Annotated in this window: 14 protein-coding genes, 1 tRNA gene and 1 rRNA gene; 10 read left to right on the forward strand and 6 right to left on the reverse strand. The window is 27.7% G+C overall.

What is annotated here, in order from left to right; all coding sequences use genetic code 11:
• Positions 1-241: 241 nt before the first annotated feature.
• On the forward strand, positions 242-2,557 hold the full coding sequence (locus tag A9758_RS07255) for a DEAD/DEAH box helicase (protein WP_011405970.1): 2,316 nt from the start codon (positions 242-244) through the stop codon (positions 2,555-2,557).
• A 58-nt stretch (positions 2,558-2,615) separates the two neighbouring features.
• Here A9758_RS07255 and topA read toward each other — a convergent pair whose 3' ends face one another.
• Positions 2,616-4,784, reverse strand: coding sequence for a DNA topoisomerase I (gene topA / locus A9758_RS07260; RefSeq protein ID WP_011405969.1), 2,169 nt, complete (start codon positions 4,782-4,784; stop codon positions 2,616-2,618).
• A gap of 281 nt (positions 4,785-5,065) precedes the next feature.
• On the opposite strand from topA, the gene A9758_RS07265 reads away from it, so the two are divergent.
• Positions 5,066-5,587: a metallophosphoesterase gene (locus A9758_RS07265; RefSeq protein ID WP_011405968.1), complete on the forward strand. Its 522-nt coding sequence runs from the start codon at positions 5,066-5,068 to the stop codon at positions 5,585-5,587.
• Between the two features lie 5 nt (positions 5,588-5,592).
• On the forward strand, positions 5,593-6,213 hold the full coding sequence (locus tag A9758_RS07270; RefSeq protein ID WP_011405967.1) for an RlmE family RNA methyltransferase: 621 nt from the start codon (positions 5,593-5,595) through the stop codon (positions 6,211-6,213).
• Between the two features lie 31 nt (positions 6,214-6,244).
• Here the strand turns inward: A9758_RS07270 and A9758_RS07275 are convergent, their stop codons facing one another.
• A complete protein-coding gene (locus A9758_RS07275) occupies positions 6,245-6,679 on the reverse strand; it encodes a hypothetical protein (RefSeq protein ID WP_011405966.1) in 435 nt (144 codons plus the stop codon).
• A gap of 163 nt (positions 6,680-6,842) precedes the next feature.
• Between A9758_RS07275 and A9758_RS07280 the strand changes: the two genes are divergently transcribed.
• The 5 genes from A9758_RS07280 (at position 6,843) to A9758_RS07300 (ending at position 11,926) form a co-directional block, all read left to right on the forward strand.
• Positions 6,843-8,855, forward strand: coding sequence for a minichromosome maintenance protein MCM (locus A9758_RS07280; RefSeq protein WP_011405965.1), 2,013 nt, complete (start codon positions 6,843-6,845; stop codon positions 8,853-8,855).
• 147 nt (positions 8,856-9,002) lie between these two features.
• Positions 9,003-9,431, forward strand: coding sequence for a translation initiation factor IF-2 subunit beta (locus tag A9758_RS07285; RefSeq protein WP_011405964.1), 429 nt, complete (start codon positions 9,003-9,005; stop codon positions 9,429-9,431).
• Positions 9,432-9,542: 111 nt separating this feature from the next.
• Entirely contained in the window at positions 9,543-10,583 is a 1,041-nt protein-coding gene (locus tag A9758_RS07290; protein ID WP_011405963.1) for a 60S ribosomal export protein NMD3, read from the forward strand.
• A gap of 31 nt (positions 10,584-10,614) precedes the next feature.
• The gene (locus A9758_RS07295) at positions 10,615-11,571 is read left to right on the forward strand and encodes a tyrosine--tRNA ligase (protein WP_011405962.1); all 957 of its coding nucleotides are present in this window, start codon (positions 10,615-10,617) and stop codon (positions 11,569-11,571) included.
• Between the two features lie 19 nt (positions 11,572-11,590).
• Complete coding sequence (locus A9758_RS07300; RefSeq protein WP_011405961.1) at positions 11,591-11,926, forward strand: hypothetical protein; 336 nt, start codon at positions 11,591-11,593, stop codon at positions 11,924-11,926.
• A gap of 40 nt (positions 11,927-11,966) precedes the next feature.
• Here A9758_RS07300 and tmk read toward each other — a convergent pair whose 3' ends face one another.
• Positions 11,967-12,554, reverse strand: coding sequence for a dTMP kinase (gene tmk, locus A9758_RS07305; protein WP_011405960.1), 588 nt, complete (start codon positions 12,552-12,554; stop codon positions 11,967-11,969).
• Positions 12,555-12,671: 117 nt separating this feature from the next.
• Here tmk and A9758_RS07310 point away from each other — a divergent pair, with 117 nt between their 5' ends.
• Complete coding sequence (locus A9758_RS07310; protein ID WP_011405959.1) at positions 12,672-15,122, forward strand: U32 family peptidase; 2,451 nt, start codon at positions 12,672-12,674, stop codon at positions 15,120-15,122.
• 27 nt (positions 15,123-15,149) lie between these two features.
• On the opposite strand, the gene A9758_RS07315 is transcribed toward A9758_RS07310, so the two are convergent.
• Positions 15,150-15,956: a sulfite exporter TauE/SafE family protein gene (locus A9758_RS07315; RefSeq protein ID WP_011405958.1), complete on the reverse strand. Its 807-nt coding sequence runs from the start codon at positions 15,954-15,956 to the stop codon at positions 15,150-15,152.
• Positions 15,957-16,131: 175 nt separating this feature from the next.
• Between A9758_RS07315 and A9758_RS07320 the strand changes: the two genes are divergently transcribed.
• The gene (locus tag A9758_RS07320) at positions 16,132-18,066 is read left to right on the forward strand and encodes an AAA family ATPase (protein ID WP_011405957.1); all 1,935 of its coding nucleotides are present in this window, start codon (positions 16,132-16,134) and stop codon (positions 18,064-18,066) included.
• 897 nt (positions 18,067-18,963) lie between these two features.
• On the opposite strand, the gene A9758_RS07325 is transcribed toward A9758_RS07320, so the two are convergent.
• Together A9758_RS07325 and rrf are read right to left on the reverse strand one after the other, a co-directional pair.
• Positions 18,964-19,036, reverse strand: a tRNA-Phe gene (locus A9758_RS07325).
• Between the two features lie 56 nt (positions 19,037-19,092).
• A 5S ribosomal RNA gene (gene rrf / locus A9758_RS07330) occupies positions 19,093-19,214 on the reverse strand.
• Between the last annotated feature and the right edge of the window lie 3 nt (positions 19,215-19,217).

A 19,217-nucleotide genomic window follows, 5' to 3' on the forward strand; every position in this document is an offset into this window, starting at 1 on the left:
ATAAAAAAAAATTATAATAGACTATAATATAAAATAAAATATTAAAAATTAACCAAATCAGAATATACTCCAAAAAATAGATTAATATACATATTATCAAAAAATAGTACGTATAACTAAATCCATTCTTTTTTTATCTATGGTTAATTACTTAATTTATTAAAATACAAAAATCAGATAGTAATAATAAATATAATTTTAAAGAATAAAAAAAATTAAAAAATAAAGGTAGTTAAAAAGAATGATAACAGACATACTCACATATTTCAAAAACAAGAAATGGTTTAGAGATAGAATTGAACATATAGAAGAAATTCCTCCAAGACATGCAAGATATACAACAGAAGATGTTAAACTTCCCCAACCATTGAGTAGATATCTTAAAGAACACCATATTAAACTCTACACACACCAATATGAAGCACTAAAACATGTTCGAAACAATGAAAATGTAATAATAACAACACCCACTGCAAGTGGAAAAACATTATCATTCACACTACCTGTACTAGAAGATTTAACTAATAATAAACAAGATACTGCATTATATATTTATCCAACAAAGGCATTGGCTAATGACCAATTAAAGAGCTTATTAAATATTGATAAAGAATATGATTTAGAGATATATCCTGAAAAATATGATGGAGATACACCCAAATCAAAACGACCCGAAATAAAAAGAAAGTCACGACTTGTTATAACAAATCCCTATGAACTACATCTAATACTTCCATGGCATAAACAATGGCAAAGATTCTTCGAAAATATTAAATACATCATAATAGATGAAGCACACCAGTATAGAGGTGTGTTTGGTTCAAATATGGCATTTTTAATAAGAAGATTAAAAAGAATCTGTAAATACTATGGTTCAAATCCACAATTTATTATATCAACTGCAACACTTGCAAATCCCGTGGAATTTAGTGAAAAACTAACAGGACTTAAATTTAAAATAGTGGATAATAATGGATCACCATCAGGTAAGAAATATTTCATGTTCTTTAATCCATATGCTCTTGAATCAAAGAAAAAACCATCAATACACCAAGATACTTTAAAATTATTTAACACATACTTAAAAAATGATTTACAAACAATATGTTTTGAAATATCACGTAAAATGGCAGAAGTCATTGCTCTTAGAGCAAAGGATAGATTAAAATCTGAAAAACCAGAATTATGCAATAAAATAACTGCATATAGAGCAGGATATACAGTTGATGAGAGAAAAAAAATAGAAGATGATCTTAAATCTGGTAAAATTAAGGGAATAGTAACAACAAATGCCCTTGAATTAGGAATAAATATTGGTTCATTAGATAGTGTTATTATATCAGGATATCCAGGAACACTCATATCCACATGGCAACAGGCAGGACGTGCTGGACGACGTAACCAAGAATCAATTATTACAATGCTTGCATTTGAAAATCCATTAGATCAATACTTTATGAAACATCCGGAAGTATTCTTCAATAAAACACATGAACATGCAATAATCGACTTAAACAATCAGCAAATACTAAGAGGACATCTTAAATGTGCAGCATATGAAATTCCACTAAAATTAGGTGAAATTGAAAGTTTTGGATTCGATGATGAAGGTATTGTTATTGATGAAATTAGTGATTTAGAAACTGAAGGTATTGTTAAATACAAAGATAATCAGTGGGTTTATAATGATATTGAATTATTAAAACAAGATAAATCACCAAATTTTGAAGTAAATCTAAGTGATGTTCGTTCAGAACCATATAAAGTATTCAATGACCATAAATTCCTTGAAGAAATGAGTGAAAAACAAGCATTTAGAGAAGCACATGAAAATGCTGTTTTAATACATAATGGTGAAACATATCTTGTAAGAAAACTAGACATACAAGAACGTCGTGTGTATGTAAAGAAAAAAAATCTAAATTACTATACTCAAGCATTGAAAGAAGTCGATGTTAAACTATTGAAAAAAGAAAAAGAAGAGAATATTGGAGATATTAAACTTAGTTATGGTAGTTTAAATGTTACTGAGAAGTATGATAGATACAATACAATTACATTTAGTAAAATTTCATCATCAAAGAAATTAAATCTTCCACCACTGAATTTTAAAACTAAGGGTTTCTGGTTTACAATACCCTATGATATAAGACAACACTTAGAAGAAACACTAGTTACAAGTGAAAAATTTAAGGACGTTTTTATGGGATGTCTTCAAGGTGTTGAAAATGTCATGCTTTCTGTTGCTCCATTCCATGTAATGTGTGATACATATGATTTAGGTGGTGTAACTAAAAATATGCATGAAGACACATTAAATGCAACAATATTCATATATGATGGATTTGAAGGTGGTGTTGGATTAACAAATAAAGCATATAAATTATTTAAAGATATTGTTAAAATGTCTTATGAATTAGTTAGAGATTGTGATTGTGATAATGGATGTCCGGCATGTATCTATTCATCACAACAACAAAGTGATGATAAACACTTAAATAAAGAAGGTACACTTATCATACTAAAACATTTATATGAAATTATTTCAAATAATTAAAAAAAAAGGAGTGTTAATACCTAGAAAATTTATTCATTCTAAGTATTATATTCTTATATTAATCTTTCTTCTCTGATTCTTTCTTAGATTTCTCAAAGTCATCGATGGATGATGTGAATCTACACTTAGGAAAACCAGTACATCCTATAAATTCACCAAATCTACCCATTCTTTTTATTAGATCTTTACCACAATCAGGACATTCACCAACAACATCATTTGTTGATTTTTGTCCACCATTTGCACATTCAAAATCTAGACATGCTCTTTGTCTAGGTTTTCCATATGAAATTAGTGGTAGTCCACATTTTTCACATGTAGTTTTAAGAACATTAGCACCTGCTGGTAATGAATATGTTTTCTTACAATCTGGATAATTAGAACATCCAACGAATTTTCCACCACGTGGTGATGAAATTATTATTAAGTTACCACCACAACCACATTTTCCAACTACACGACTTTGTTCATATGCACCATATAATTCCTTACCAATATCTTCAATATTATCATCAATAGAATCAAGAATTCCATTTAACTCTTTTTTAGCATCTTCAATCACAGTTGCTTCTGTAATTTCATTTTCCTTAATATTAGATATGTCAGTTTCAAATTCACGAGTCATTTGTTCACTAGTAATTCTTTCAGAATATTTTTCTAGAGTATTTATTATTTGTTGACCAAGTTGACTAACTTCTATTTTTTTACCTTCAACATATTTTCTAGTATATAATATTGAAACTATGTTTGCCCTTGTGGATTTTGTTCCTAAACCTCTTTTTTCAAGTTCCCTTATAATTGATGCTTGATTATATCTTGCAGGTGGTTTTGTTTCTTTTTCTTCACTAGCTACTTTAGCTTTAGTTGTTTGACCCTCTTTTATCTCTGGGAATTCCTCATTTTTAACTTTTTTATACTGATATGGATCTAAACTTAACCATCCTTCCTTAGAAATTCTTTGTCTTGAAAATGAGAATGGTTCTCCACCAATATCTAATTCTACTTTTATAGATTCCATTTCTGCAGGTTTACCAAATATACTGATAAATCTATATGTTATAAGATCATAAATCTTCTGATAATCCTCAGATATGTCCTTAGGTAATGTTCCTGTTGGATGTATTGCAGGATGTGCCTCATCAGTTTTTTTACCTTCATGTGGTTTGTATGGTTGTTCTAGTTGACTTATCTTATCCTTATATTTTGGATGTTTAGATAGTTGACTAAGTATATTTGGTAGTCCTAAGGATTCTGGAAGTTTCTGTGATGATGTTCTTGGATAGGATGTGTATCCCTCAACATAGAGATTTTGTGCTATTTGTTGTGTTTTACGTGGAGTAAAACCAAATTGTGCATATGCTTCTGATTGTAATGTTCCTAATTCAAATGGTACTGGTAAATCTTTTTTAGTTTTTCTATTGGTTATTTTTTCTACTGTAGCATCCTTTCCTTTACAATTTTTAAGAATTGCATCTACTTCCTTTTTATCAAAGATTTTACCCTTCTTATGATCTGCTACTATTGATTTTTGAAGTTTTGCTTTTATTAGCCAGTAAGGTTCTGGTATGAACTTTTGTATTTCCTTTTCACGTTCTGTTAGTATTGCAAGTGTTGGTGTTTGTACACGTCCAGCAGATAATTGAACATATCTATTTGTTACATTCAACACAGAGTCTGTCATTGATTTTGAGATATTTACTCCAAATAAGAAATCAAGAACATGACGTGTTTCTCCACTATCTACCCATGATTTATCTTCTTTTAATGGATATGCATTTGAATATGATTCTATTAAGTCTTTTTTTGTTAAAGCTGAAAATTTCATTCTAAATGATTTATCAATACTATCTTCTCCACAGATATATCTTAGAGCATTAAATCCTATTAATGTTCCTTCTGTATCATAATCACATGCATGTATGAATCTATCTGCATCTTTTGAGAATTTCTTTATAGTATCTATATAATTTTTAACATATTTTTTTGATTTATCAGTTTCACTTAAAGGTACCCATTCAACATCAAATAAACGTTTATCCTTTTTATTTTTTGCTTTTAATGAAAATAAATGACCCACTGCAGATAATACTGTAATTTTTGTTCCATTTCCATTTGTAAACTCATAATATGGTACTCTTTTATATGAATTTTTTACTGGTGAATCAGATAAAGCTTTAGCTACTTTTTCAGCCACTTTAGGTTTTTCACAAATAATTAATTCACTCATATTCTATCTCCTTTTTTTATTTAATTAATAATAATGAAAGATTATATTTAACACTTTTATTTCAAGAAAAAATTTATTCAAATAGAAATAGTATAGATTTTTTCCAAATAAATTATTATATAAAATGATATTTGAATAGGTTATATAAATATTAATATTTTTTTCAATGGAAAGTAATTGTAAACATGGAATAAGTAAATTATTAAAGAATAATATAACTATTAATTAATAGATTTTATTTTAAAAAGAGTATAATTAAAGAATATGGAGTTTATGTTTTTATGTTAATAGGCGTTATATCAGATACACATATACCATCACGTTCATATGAAATTCCAGAAAAGGTTTTTGAAGTATTTAAAGGTGTTGATTTAATATTACATGCAGGAGATGTTGAAACACCTGATGTTATTAGGAAACTTGAAGAAATTGCACCAGTAACTGCAGTATGTGGAAATTGTGATGGTAATATTGGATTAAATGAATACGAAATATTATCCATTGATAACCTAACAATAGGCCTAACACATGGAGTGGTATATCCTAAAGGTGATGAACAACAACTATATTACAAAGCTAAAGAATTAAATGTGGATATTTTAATTAGTGGACATACACATCAAGCATTAATTAAACAAATAGATGATATACTACTTCTAAATCCTGGAAGTCCAACACAACCACGCCTTAGTGATCCTACAGTCATGTTACTTGAAATAAAAGATTCAAATGTAGATGCTCAAATAATCAAGGTAGGACAACCAACATGTAAAGCATTAGATTTTTCACAATTTAGGAGGTAATTAATATGAGCAGATGGAAAGCAAAACATGATAAAGAACATTATTATAAATTAGCTAAAAAACAAAATTATCGTTCACGTGCATCATATAAATTAAAACAATTAGATAAGAAATACAGTTTACTAAAACCAGATTATAATGTAGTTGATTTAGGAGCAGCACCTGGTGGATGGAGCCAAGTTGTTGCTGAAACTATTGGTGAAGAAGGAAAAGGACAGATTATTAGTGTTGATCTTGAATATATTAAGCCAATTGATCATGAAGCATACACTGGAGTTAAAGGAGATTTTACTACAAAAGAAACACAGGATATTATTATTGAATTAATTGATGGAAAAGCAGATGTAGTATTATCTGATGCTGCACCAAAACTTACAGGAATTAAAGATATTGATAATTTTAGAGCATACGATCTTTCAATGGCTGTAATTGAAATTATAGATAATATTCTAAAAAATAATGGAAATCTTATTATGAAAGCTTTTCAAGGAGAAGCATATCAAGAAATAATTAAGAATCTAAAGAAAAAATTTAGAAATGTAAAAACAACAAAGCCTAACTCTTCACGTAAACGTAGTGCTGAAATGTATGTTATTGCACGTGGATTTAGAGGTAGTAAAAAATAGTTAATAAAAAAAATAATTTGAAGAAGCACAACTACTTAGATGCAGTTATATTATTATACACTTCTTCAGCTTCTTTTATATCTTCTTTTGCTTGATTAATTTCACTACTGATTATTTTATCAGAAGCACCTTTATTAATATCACTTTCTATTGAATTAATAGTTTCATTTAATTCAGATAATTTCAATTTACCTTCATTATAATTAGTTTTAACATTATTTTCAGCATGAGTTCCTAACTGTTCATTTAAAGCCGAATATTTCTGTGATAAATTATTATAATCTGATTTTAACTGAGTTAAATTATCATATGCAGAACCACTATTTACAGTTGTGGAAACAGAATTTGTTACATCTGTCACTATGATATATCCAACTACACCAATAGTTAATAAAATTAAAATTATACCAATTAAAGAAATTGTTAAAGAAGTTGTTTTAAAAAGTCTTAACCTTGATTTTTTCATAAAAAACCTCTCTAATCTAATAATATATTATTCTTAGTTAATTTATCTCTAGTATATTTTTTTATTATTAAAAGTATTAATAATTATTATGTAAAAAAAAGTTGTCTTATAAAAAACACCACTATTAAATATAAAAATAATAACACAAATAAACTAATATCATATGACAACGAGAAGCGAAAATCGAAAAAATTTAACACCATCCTCAACATTAAAACTTGAAGAATTTTTTAGTACTCGTTGTAAGGACGAAGTATTTGCTGTACTTGATATGTTTCCAGAGGAAAAATCTGTTGTAGTAGATTATAATGAATTAGAAATGTTTGACCCTGATTCTGCAGATTTATTAATTGAAAAACCAGATGAAACACTTGAAGCTGCAACAAAATCAATAGTAAATATAGATCCACAACGAAAAAATGCAAAATTAAATGTTAGATTTAAAAATGTGAGAAACAACATTCCATTAAGATTTTTACGTAGTGAATTTATTGGTAAATTCATAGCAGTAGATGGAATTGTTCGTAAAACTGATGAAATTCATCCAAGAATAATGAGTGCTGTTTTTGAATGTAGAAGTTGTATGAGAATGCATGAAGTAGAACAGAAATCAAATATCATACATGAACCAGCAGTATGTCAGGAATGTGGTGGAAGATCATTTAGATTAGTTCAAGATGAATCTAGATATATGGATACACAAACTGTTAAGTTACAAGAACCTCTTGAAAATCTTTCAGGAGGAGATCAGCCAAGACAGATTAACATAATACTAGAAGATGATCTTGTTGATACATTAGCTCCAGGAGATAAAGTTAGAATTACAGGTACTCTTAAAACTCAACGTGATGAAAGAACTAAAAGATTTAATAATTTTATCTATGGAAATTATATTGAACCTCTTGAACAGGAATTTGAAGAGTTACATATTGATGAAGAAGATGAAGAAAAGATTATTGAACTTGCAAAGTCTCCTGATATCTATCAGAAAATCATTGAATCAACAGCACCTTCTATTAGAGGCTATTTTGAAGTTAAGGAAGCTATTGCATTCCAATTATTTGGGGGAACTGCAAAGGTTCTTGAAGATAAAACCCATATTAGGGGAGATATGCATATTCTAATAGTAGGAGATCCTGGTATTGGTAAATCTCAGATATTAAAATATGTTTCAAAATTAGCACCTCGTGGAATATATACGAGTGGTAAAGGTACCAGTGGTGTTGGACTTACTGCTGCAGCTGTACGTGATGATCTTGGAGGTTGGAGTTTAGAAGCAGGTGCACTTGTACTTGGTGATAAGGGTAATGTATGTGTAGACGAACTTGATAAAATGAGAGAAGAAGATAGATCTGCAATACACGAGGCTCTTGAACAGCAAACAATATCCATTGCAAAAGCAGGAATTATGGCAACACTTAACAGTCGTTGTAGTGTACTTGCTGCTGCAAACCCAAAATTTGGTAGATTTGACAGATACAAATCTATTGCTGAACAAATAGATCTACCTTCACCAATTCTTTCACGTTTTGATTTAATATTCATTATTGAAGATAAACCAAATGCTGAACGTGACCATGACCTTGCAGGCCATATATTAAAAATCCATCAGGACAGTACAATCCCCTATGTTATTGAACCAGAACTTATGAGAAAATATATTGCATATGCACGTAAAAGTGTACAACCTACATTAACAAAAGAAGCTGCAGAAGTATTGCAAGACTTCTATGTAACTATGCGTAGTGGTGCAATTGATGAGGAATCCCCAGTACCAATTACTGCTCGTCAATTAGAAGCTCTTGTACGTTTAGCAGAAGCTAGTGCACGTATTAGATTAAGTAATGAAGTATTAAAAGAAGATGCTCAACGTGCAATAAAATTACAAGAAGATTGTATGAAACAAGTGGGATATGATCCTGATACTGGAAAAGTAGATATTGATAAGGTTGAAGGAAGAACATCAAAATCTGAGAGAGATAAGATAAATATTATTATTGATGTTATTAAGGAATTATCTGATGAATATGAGGGAAGTGCTCCTAAAAATATTGTTTATGCTGAACTTGCAGATAAATACAATGTTGGTGAAGAGAAGGTTGATGAGGTAATTAATATGCTCAAAAGTAAGGGTGTTATTTATGAGCCAACATCAGACCATTATAAAGTAGCATAACAAAATTAAATAATACGTATTTATATAATTATATTATACTAATAAAAAAATAATACCATATCTTAAGGATATGTATAATATAATCTGAGTTTTATTTAATCAATATTATAATTTCATTTTAAAAAAAATTAAAGAAGAGGACATATAATGGCAAAAGAAAATGCAGAATTTAAAGAATATGAAAAATTACTAGATCAAGCATATGAACAGTTACCAGATAAAATATTTGAAGCAAAAAGATTTAAAGTACCTAAAGGATACTCTGTTATTCAGGGAAATCGTACAATTATTAAAAACTTTGGTGATGTTTCAAGAACATTAAACAGAGATCCACAACACGTACTTAAATATTTACTAAGAGAATTAGGTACTTCTGGAAATGTTGAAGGAAATAGAGCTATACTTCAAGGTAAATTCACACATTATGTAATAAATGACCGTGTAAAAGAATATGTGGATAACTTTGTAATGTGTCATGAATGTAACAGACCAGATACTGTTATTATACGTGAAGATCGTATTGACATGTTAAAATGTAGTGCTTGTGGAGCAAGAGCACCATTAAAATCATTATAATAGTATTATTCTATTATAATCCTTTTTTTAGATTTATCTCCTCAATATAGAACTTTTTTTTTATTTGAAGAAAATTTTTTCAGTAGAAATAAATAAATTTAGAGTGATTACATGTTTTGTTTACTTTGTAATAGTGAAGAAAAATTATATGATGGATTATGTAAAGAATGTTTTCTTAAGGAATTTGAACTCGTAGAAGTTCCAGAATATGCAACATTCACAGTATGTTCACATTGTGGTGCCACATTAAAACATGATAAATGGGTTCAAACTGGTTACTATGATGATGAAATTATTAATGATGCAATACAAAAAGATATTGAAATAAATCCTAAACTACTAAATCCAGTGATAGAAACGCAAATAACAAATAATAGAGGTACTGTATATGATTGTATATTACATGTATCTGGAAATATCATAGGTGAGCCAATAGAAAAGAAATACCCAATAGAAGTAAAGGTTGAAAAGGGTGTTTGTTCTGATTGTAGTAAGTTTTATTCTGGATATTATGAGGCAGTGATACAACTACGTGCTGATGATAGAAAATTAGAAGAATCTGAAATAGAGGAAGCTGATCTTTTCATTTCAAATGAAATACAAAGAATTTCTAAGACTAATAAATTAGCCTATGTGACAGAACGTATAGTTCTAAAGGAAGGTATTGATTATGAGGTAGGCTCTTATAATGCAGCTCATAAAATTGCAATAAATATGCAAAAACAGTTTGGTGGACATATAACAGAGTCACGTAAAATTGTAGGTCATGATAAATCAAAGAGTAAGGATTTGTATCGTTCTTGGCTTTCTGTTAGATTACCATCATTTCATAGAAATGACTTTATTGAATATGATAATAAGATTTTAGAAATTAAAAAGATTGGAAGTCATAAATTTGTTGGTAGGAATATTCACACATATGAGGATGAATCTATTAGTTGGAAAGAATATGATAAAATAAAGAAAATTGCCACACCAAACGATATAAGACAAACCACAATTACAAACATCACACCAACAGATATTCAAGTTCTTGACCCTGATAATTATGATACAGTTGACTTGAAAAAACATGAATCAATGGAAAGATTCAATATTGGTGAAGAAATTAATGTTATAAAAATAAAAGATAGAACATACATATTAATATAATATATATTTACTAAGAGTTGGAGGAACATAAATGGATATAGATGCATCTGTTGAAAATATTTCAAAAGACACAGCAGAAATTATAGAAGTTGAAGAATTAAAAGAATTATTAAAAAAAGATGAAAAAAGAGCATATGTGGGATTTGAACCATCAGGTAAAGTTCATCTAGGTCATGCATTAACAATTAAGAAAATGAAAACATTACAAGATGCTGGTTTTAAAATCACCATATTTATTGCTAACCTACATGCTTATCTTAATAATAAAGGTACATTAGATGAATTAAATGAAGTTGCAAAATACAATATTAAATGTTTTAAAGCATTAGGTTTAAGTGAAGATACTAATTTTATTCTTGGTTCAGATCGTATGACACCAGAATATATTACAGAAGTATTTAAAGCTGCTAAACTCACTACAATTCAAAGAGCACAACGTAGTATGGCACTTGTTTCAAGAAATGAAACACATGATGTTGCTCAGACACTTTATCCAATTATGCAAGCATTAGATATTCATGATTTAGATGCAGATATTGCTGTTGGTGGAATGGAACAGAGAAAAATTCACATGTTAGCAAGAGAAATACTTCCAAGATTAGGATATCGTCCTCCTGTATGTATTCATATACCATTGATTCATGGAACTGATGGATCTGATAAAATGTCAAGTAGTAAAGGTAACTTCATTGCAATAGATGATACTCCTAAAGAAATTAAAAATAAGATAAATAAAAGTTTCTGTCCAATAGGTGTTTCTGAGGACAATCCTGTTATGGAAATTGCTCATTATTACATATTTGATACTCATGAAAAAATTTTAATTGAAAGACCTGAAAAATTTGGTGGAAATCTTGAATTAACAGAAGAAGAATTGATTCAAACATATGAAAATGAAGATTTACATCCAATGGACTTGAAAAATACTGTAAGCAAATATTTAATTGAAAGATTAGCTCCTGCTCGTGAATATATGGAAAATAACTAAAAATAGGTGGATGTTATTTATGTGTGCTAAACATACAATGAGGGTATTGTCTGGTATGCAACCAAGACAAGTTGATGAAATGATTTCAAAGTATCATTTAAATATGTTACAAACAAGGGAAGGTCTTCTATTATTTGAAGGTGAACTTGAGGATTTAAGAGAAGCAGCAAAACATGTTGTGGATGTTACACTTCCTCCTGGACCAAATGTAAGTGAAATTAAGGAAACTGTGAATAAATTTAATATTCAACTTAAACAATCAGATGAAGGTCCTCAGTTCCATGGAACATTATATGATATAAACGATGCTATTAATTATCTTGTAGATATTATGAAGGAACGTTTAAATATGTAAAGGAGAATTACTCCTTTTTTCTTTTTATTAAAAAAAAATATCATAATTTTAAATATTTTATGATTTGATTACGGATTTCATCTTGAACTACATCTTCTGTAGGTGTTGCATCTATTTTTACAATATTTTTCTCAGTTTTTACTAATTTTAAATAGTTCTCCCTTGTTTTTTCAAGAAATTCCTTGTTTTCAAACGTATCTATTTTATCACAACGTTTTAAAGCTTCATCTTCATCAATATCTAATATTATTGTTAAATCTGGTCGTGGTGTATGTTTGTTTATCTTATAAATCCATTCAGGTTCTATTGTTGTGGAATTTTGGTAGGTTATACTGGAGTAGAATGATCTGTCACTTATTAATATTTTTTGTTGATTATTTTTTACTTGATTTATCTCATCTTTTAGAGTTAATCTATCGGCTGCAAATAGTAGTGCTAACATTTGTTGATTTGTATCAGATGTTGCTTCTGGTTTTAATAGTTCTTCCCGTATTATTTTACCTATATCTGAATCTGTTGGTTCTACTATTGTTTTTACACTAAATCCACGTTTTTCTAACCATTCTTTTAGTTTTTCTGTTTGTGTTGTTTTTCCTACTCCATCTATTCCTTCTAATACTATGTACATATATTTTCTCCAAAGAATTTTATTATATCAATATGTTTATTTTTTCATCTTAATTTATTTTATATAATTAAATAAAAAGATAATAAAGTAAAGATGTTTTTTGGGAGGAGATTATTTTTGAATAATGAATGTAAAATACTTGCACCTGTAGGTTCTATGAAGACTTTATCTGCAGCTGTATTTAGTGGTGCTGATTATGTGTATTTATCTGGAAATAAGTATGGTGCCAGATATTTTGCTGATAATTTTAATTATGATGAATTAAAGGAGGCTATTAACTTTTGTCATGAATATAATGTTAAGGTTTTTGTTACTGTTAATATATCTATTTGTGAGAGTGAAATTGTTGATGTTGTTGATTATGTTTTCTATTTATATTCTCATGGTGTGGATGCTGTTATTATTCAGGATATTGGTCTTGGATGTATCATCAATAATTTGATGCCTAATTTAGAGTTACATGCTTCCACACAAATGACTATCTATGATTATTCTTTTGTTAAATGGTTATGTGAAAATGGTTATAGTAATGTTAATCTCTCAAGAGAAGTTCCAATAGATAGAATTAAAAATATTACTACTAATATTCACAGATTTAATCATGATATGAACGTTGAAGTATTTGGTCATGGAGCTTTATGTTATTGTTATTCTGGCCAGTGTCTAATGTCATCATTTTTAGGTGGTAGAAGTGGTAATAGAGGTTTATGTGCCCAACCTTGTAGAATGAGATATACTTTAGAGGATGAATATGGTAGTAAACTTACAAGTAGTACTTATCTTTTAAGTACTAAGGATTTATGTACATATAATAATATTGAGGAAATAGTTGATGCTGGTGTTAATTCCATTAAGATTGAAGGTAGAATGAAACCTGTAGAATATGTTTCAAGTAGTGTTTATGTATATAGATGTGCTATTGATGGTGATATTAATAGAGATAATTATTTATTATTAAATCTTGCATTTAATAGGGGTTTAACTAGTGGATATATTATGAATAATGAAAGTTCTAATGTTGTTGGTAGAGAACGTTCTGGAAGTCAGGGTTATCCTATTGGTAGAGTTATTAAAGTTGATGAGAATAGTGTTACTATTAAGTTTGGTAATAAACGTTTTCCTACAAAGATTGTTAATGGTGATGGTCTTAAATTTGAGTATGATGGTGAAAGTTGTGGAATGTATGTTAGTAGAATTTTTTCACAATCAAAAAATAAGATTAAAATATTGCTAAGAAAGAACATTCCAGTAAAAGAAGATTCTATGGTCTATATCACATATTCAAAATATCTTAATAAAACAACCAAACAAATTATAAATCAAAAAAACATTCATAAAACAACACTTAATCTTAATGTTTCTATTAATAATGAGGGCAAACTTGTAATAAAATGTATGAGTGATCATTACAAAAAAACACTTACATTTACAAGTAAAGATAAATTTGAAAAAGCAATAAACAAACCCCTAACAAAGGATGTTATCAATAAACAACTAGCAAAAACAGGAAATACAAACTACAAAATTGGAAAAATAAGTTATGAAAATTTCCAAGAAGATCTCTTCATGCCAACATCCACCTTAAACAACATAAGAAGACAATTAATAGAGTATGTTGATAAAACAATAATGAATTCATACATACCAACAAAAAATGAAATTAAAGAAGTAAAAAACAACATTGAAATATTTAAAAATAATCATTATAAAAAACATGAAACTAAAACAAGTAATACCCAATGGAACATCTATATAAGTTCCATAGAACAGGCATTAATTATTAAAGATTATGATTTTATAGAATATGTTTACTATGATGCAAATTATAATTATGAGACTATAGATGAATATTTAGAAAATATATATGATGATTTAGTAAAGTTAAATAAAACTCTTTCAAATAAAAAAATTGTATGGATACTACCACAACTACTACTTGATAAAGACTTACCATCTGTTAGTGAAATTCTATTAAAACTTCAACTTGAAGATATTGATATTATAGTTCAAAGTGATAACATTGGTGTATGTGATGCTTTAGATGTAGATTGTTATGGAAGTAATTTAAATATATATAACAACTATTCAATTGAAAAACTAGCTAAAACACCAGGATTTAAAAGATTAGCCATATCTAATGAACTCGCATTCAATGATATTAAACAATTAAGAAATACATCATGTCAACTTGAATATATGGTATTTGGTTATATTCAATTAATGCTAAGTAAGGATGATTTTAACACACTGATTTGTGATGATAATATAAGTAACTTCTACCTAGTTGATAAAAGAAACAATAGATTTAAATTAAAACTTGACTGTTATAAACAAAGTCATATATTTGACTATAGAATACTTGATTTATCTAGACAAATAAATAAAATAAAAAATAATACACAAATAGATTTCCTAAGTATTGATTCTAGATTATTCAACCTAGATGATACAAAAACAATACTCCACCACTTCAATAACATAAACAACAATAAATCATCCACATTAACATTGAATGTAAATAATAATTTCTATGAAGCAAACTTTGAAAAAGGAGTATATAAAAAATAATATAGAAGAAAACTTTTTTTCTTCTTTTTAGATGATTCCAATCATATTAAGACCAATATAGCCTACAATAATTATATGGAATATTTTTAGAATTCTAGCATCTATTCTTACTGATAAATCAGCAGCATATTTTACAACAAATGTACTTGTTATTGTTAAGAATATAAATTGTAAAATATTCACATAACCTATAGAAAACTGTGGAAGATTTGAAACATTTAATCCAAGAATGATATATGCTATAAGTCCTCCAAGTGTTGTTGCAATTATTGAAGCTGATGATGTTCCAATTGCCTTATGTGTTGGATACTTTAGTAGTATTGTAAGGGCTGGAATCATAATTACTCCACCACCAACTCCTAGTAATCCACATAACAATCCAGCAGCAAAACCTAATAATGAATGACCTAATTTACTTTTACTTATATTCTCATCATTATCAGGATATTTTATTAGAATCATGTTAAGTACTGCCACTATACAAAGAACTCCAAAGAGAAAACTAAGTAATGTAACATCGATATGTGTAGATATGAATGCTCCACATATTGCTCCAATAAATCCTAGAATCATCATCTGTTTAAGAAATCTATCTTCAACATTACCATTTCTATAATGTTCACGTGTTCCCCTAATCATTGTAACAAAGATTACTGCAAGACTTGTTGCAAAGGACATGGGAAGAGCAATACTTGGATTAACACCTATTGATTGAAGTAAATAATATTGTATTGGTGAAAGAATTATTCCACCACCAACTCCAAGTAGTCCTGCCATTAATCCTCCAAAACAACCACCAATTAATAATAAAACTATGTATATTATAAAATCCATAATAGCCTCCACAATATTTAAAAAAAATAATATGATTTTTTTAATATAAGATTATTTAAAATAATATGAAAAATACATTATTAATATAAAATATTATGTTGAAAAAGATATTTAAGTAATTATAATAAAATGAATTCTATTTCACTAATTAAATTATTATTAACAACATCTGGAAGTGTTAGATATATTTGAAATTGAACAAATAAAAGGTGTGGGAAGTAAGCTTATAGATAAGATAATTCAAAGCTATGGTTCATATGATGTATTTGTTAATTCAGTACTGGAATATGATATTGATAAGTTAATGAATATTCAGGGATTAAGTCAAAAAAAAGCTCTGGAAATTATTAGATTTATACATGGAATTAATGAAGATAATTTTATAAAAACACAACAGGCACAGAAAATCTATGAAGATATCATCAATAAAATTCTTGAATTTACAAGTACAGATTATGCAAGAAATAGGGTGTTACTTCTAAATCCCACAACTGACTATGATGAAATTAAAAGAACCAGTCAATTAATAGAAAAAACACTGGACGATACTGCTAATTTAGACTATAATTACATAAGATTACTATATGAAAATATAAAACCATTGAATAACGATGTAAAACCAAAATTTAATGATGAATATGCAATATTATGTGAAGATTATAATGATTATCTATCCCTAATAAAAAGGGGAATAAACAAGTACTGTAACATATACCCCTTAGAGGATCATGTGAGTCTAGATGACTTTGAATTTGTAATATATTTATATAATGAATATAATGTAGATCCTGGTGAATCTGCAAATGTTGTATCTATAAGTAATGATAGTCCAGACTATGAAATTCAGCCAAATATCATACTTGAATACTATAGAAAAAATAGATCAACACTAGAGTATGTCTACCAATTAAGAGAATATCTTGGACTTGAAAGTTGTATAGATGAAGTTTTAGTAGCACTTGATAGTATATCATTAGAAAAGAAAAATAAAAAAGCAATTATAGATGTTGTGGAAGAGATTAAAGATGAAGCTAACGATACAATAAATCAACAAATAAAGGAAATAGCACTTGAAGGTGATGAAGTACTACAACTATTAAATAATGAAGGAAATCTTCCATCAAAAATAATGAGTATATTCAATGAAGTACTAGATGAAGCAAAAGAAGAAATAACAAATAAAACTGGATTAATATTCGATCCATTCATAATTAAATACCCCTTAGAATTAGATTATGATGAAATAAAAAGAATACAAGAAAATACACTTGCAAATATTCATTTAAAGGAATATGAACAAGAAATTAATGCATGTGTTATACTAGAAAAATATAGAAAAGAAATAGAAATAGAAACAGAAGAACTTATACATTATGATTATCAATTTACACTAGCAAGTTTTACAAAGTTCTACAATCTAACAATACCTCAAATTAAAGATGAATATTATCTTGAAGATAGTCTTGAATTAAGATTAAAACAACAGGAAAAAATAGAAAATAAAGAAATTCAACCTATAAATTACAATTTAGATAATGAAAATAATATCATACTTTTAACAGGAGCAAATAGTGGTGGAAAAACAACACTACTTGAAATGTTAGCGCAACATACTATTATGGCACATATGGGTCTTGGAGTATGTTCTAAAAAGGCCATAATACCACAAACAAACGAGGTATATTACTTTACAAAGAAACAGTCACTGAATGCTGGAGCATTTGAAACATTTTTAACTTCATTCATACCTGTAGCTGTAGGTAATAAAAAGAAATTAATATTAATTGATGAACTTGAATCAATAACAGAACTAGAAGCAGCAGTGAAAATAATCATAGGATTTATTGAACATATACAAGATGATGAATCATATGCTGTGATAGTAACACATATGGCACCAGAAATACTTAAAAGAACTGAAAATATACATATTAGAACAGATGGTATAGAAGCAAAGGGACTTGACAGTGATTATAACTTAATAGTAGATAGAAGTCCAAAAATAAATTATTTAGCAAATAGTACTCCAGAATTAATACTTAAAAAAATATATGAAAAATCAGAAGAACCTATAAAAAGTGTTTATAAAGATATACTAGATAAATTCTAGATAACCTCCCATACAAAACCTTTTTTTTAATTAAAATATTGCCTGTTTACTAACTCTCCAGATCACAGGTAGATTACCAACATCCCTCCCCGAGTAACCCTCGTACCAGGCAGTCATATTTTATACTAAAAATATCCATTACAGATTAGGTTTAGTTATTAAACCCAATAGTACTTATCCAGAAACTGGAAATGACATAATAATTTATATCAATCATAGTATTTTTAGTTTTATCATGAAAATAAATTAAAAATTGTATAAAAATTAATGAAAATAATATAAAAAATATGAAAAATAAAACTCGAAAAAAAAGAATATGAAATAAACAAAGTACACTAAATAAAACCATAATTTAAACAATGATTAAAATAAGTAATTTAGAATATATTACGATATATAAAAGACTGGAGTGATTTTTACAACAATAACTTAAAAATATTCATGAAATTTACTAAAATTTATAGATAAAATAATCACCAAGTAAATAATTTAAAATAAGTCCAATTAAATAAATAGTATAACCTTATAATGAATTTAAAAAAGGTAGAAAATTAAATAAAATAATAAAAAAAGGTATTATAAAAAATGAATAAGAATATTATAAAAAAATAAAAACAATAAAACATAAACTAAATAAAATAATATCTAAAAGAATACTAATTCTATTAATAGAATAAACTCAGAATTATACTTGATTTAAATATAAAATAAAATAAAGCTAATTTCTAATCAATACTTCCTACCTTAATATACAAATAAATAATTAAGTATAATAATAGAAAATTACAATGAAACCAAAAAAATACAATAATTTAATAGAAAATAAGATTTCCATAATAGATTAAAATAATTATAAAAATAGAATTTTAAAACAGAAAAAAATAATTAATAATAGTATGCCGTGGGCCGGACTTGAACCAGCGACATCCAGATCTTCAGTCTGGCGTTCTCCCAACTGAACTACCACGGCATTTTTAAAAGTCATGAAATTCAAAATTAAAAATAAGTTCTAAAAATAATTTTAAAGGCCGGCAACTTTCTGAAATTCCCATAGACTTACCATCTATAGTACCAAACAAAACGTGGATAGACTTTATTACTGAGATCGAGACGAGTTCAGATGTGACCCTATCGCTATGGTCGCCGTACCA

Source organism: Methanosphaera sp. A6 (genome assembly GCF_001729395.1).
Classification (GTDB): Archaea; Methanobacteriota; Methanobacteria; order Methanobacteriales; family Methanobacteriaceae; genus Methanosphaera; species Methanosphaera stadtmanae.

Excerpts from the sequence above, each read along its gene's own strand:
- A9758_RS07255 (WP_011405970.1), top strand. The coding sequence starts at position 242 with ATGATAACAGACATACTCACATATTTCAAAAACAAGAAATGGTTTAGA.
- topA (WP_011405969.1), bottom strand. The coding sequence starts at position 4,784 with ATGAGTGAATTAATTATTTGTGAAAAACCTAAAGTGGCTGAAAAAGTA.
- A9758_RS07265 (WP_011405968.1), top strand. The coding sequence starts at position 5,066 with ATGTTAATAGGCGTTATATCAGATACACATATACCATCACGTTCATAT.
- A9758_RS07270 (WP_011405967.1), top strand. The coding sequence starts at position 5,593 with ATGAGCAGATGGAAAGCAAAACATGATAAAGAACATTATTATAAATTA.
- A9758_RS07275 (WP_011405966.1), bottom strand. The coding sequence starts at position 6,679 with ATGAAAAAATCAAGGTTAAGACTTTTTAAAACAACTTCTTTAACAATT.
- A9758_RS07280 (WP_011405965.1), top strand. The coding sequence starts at position 6,843 with ATGACAACGAGAAGCGAAAATCGAAAAAATTTAACACCATCCTCAACA.
- A9758_RS07285 (WP_011405964.1), top strand. The coding sequence starts at position 9,003 with ATGGCAAAAGAAAATGCAGAATTTAAAGAATATGAAAAATTACTAGAT.
- A9758_RS07290 (WP_011405963.1), top strand. The coding sequence starts at position 9,543 with ATGTTTTGTTTACTTTGTAATAGTGAAGAAAAATTATATGATGGATTA.
- A9758_RS07295 (WP_011405962.1), top strand. The coding sequence starts at position 10,615 with ATGGATATAGATGCATCTGTTGAAAATATTTCAAAAGACACAGCAGAA.
- A9758_RS07300 (WP_011405961.1), top strand. The coding sequence starts at position 11,591 with ATGTGTGCTAAACATACAATGAGGGTATTGTCTGGTATGCAACCAAGA.
- tmk (WP_011405960.1), bottom strand. The coding sequence starts at position 12,554 with ATGTACATAGTATTAGAAGGAATAGATGGAGTAGGAAAAACAACACAA.
- A9758_RS07315 (WP_011405958.1), bottom strand. The coding sequence starts at position 15,956 with ATGGATTTTATAATATACATAGTTTTATTATTAATTGGTGGTTGTTTT.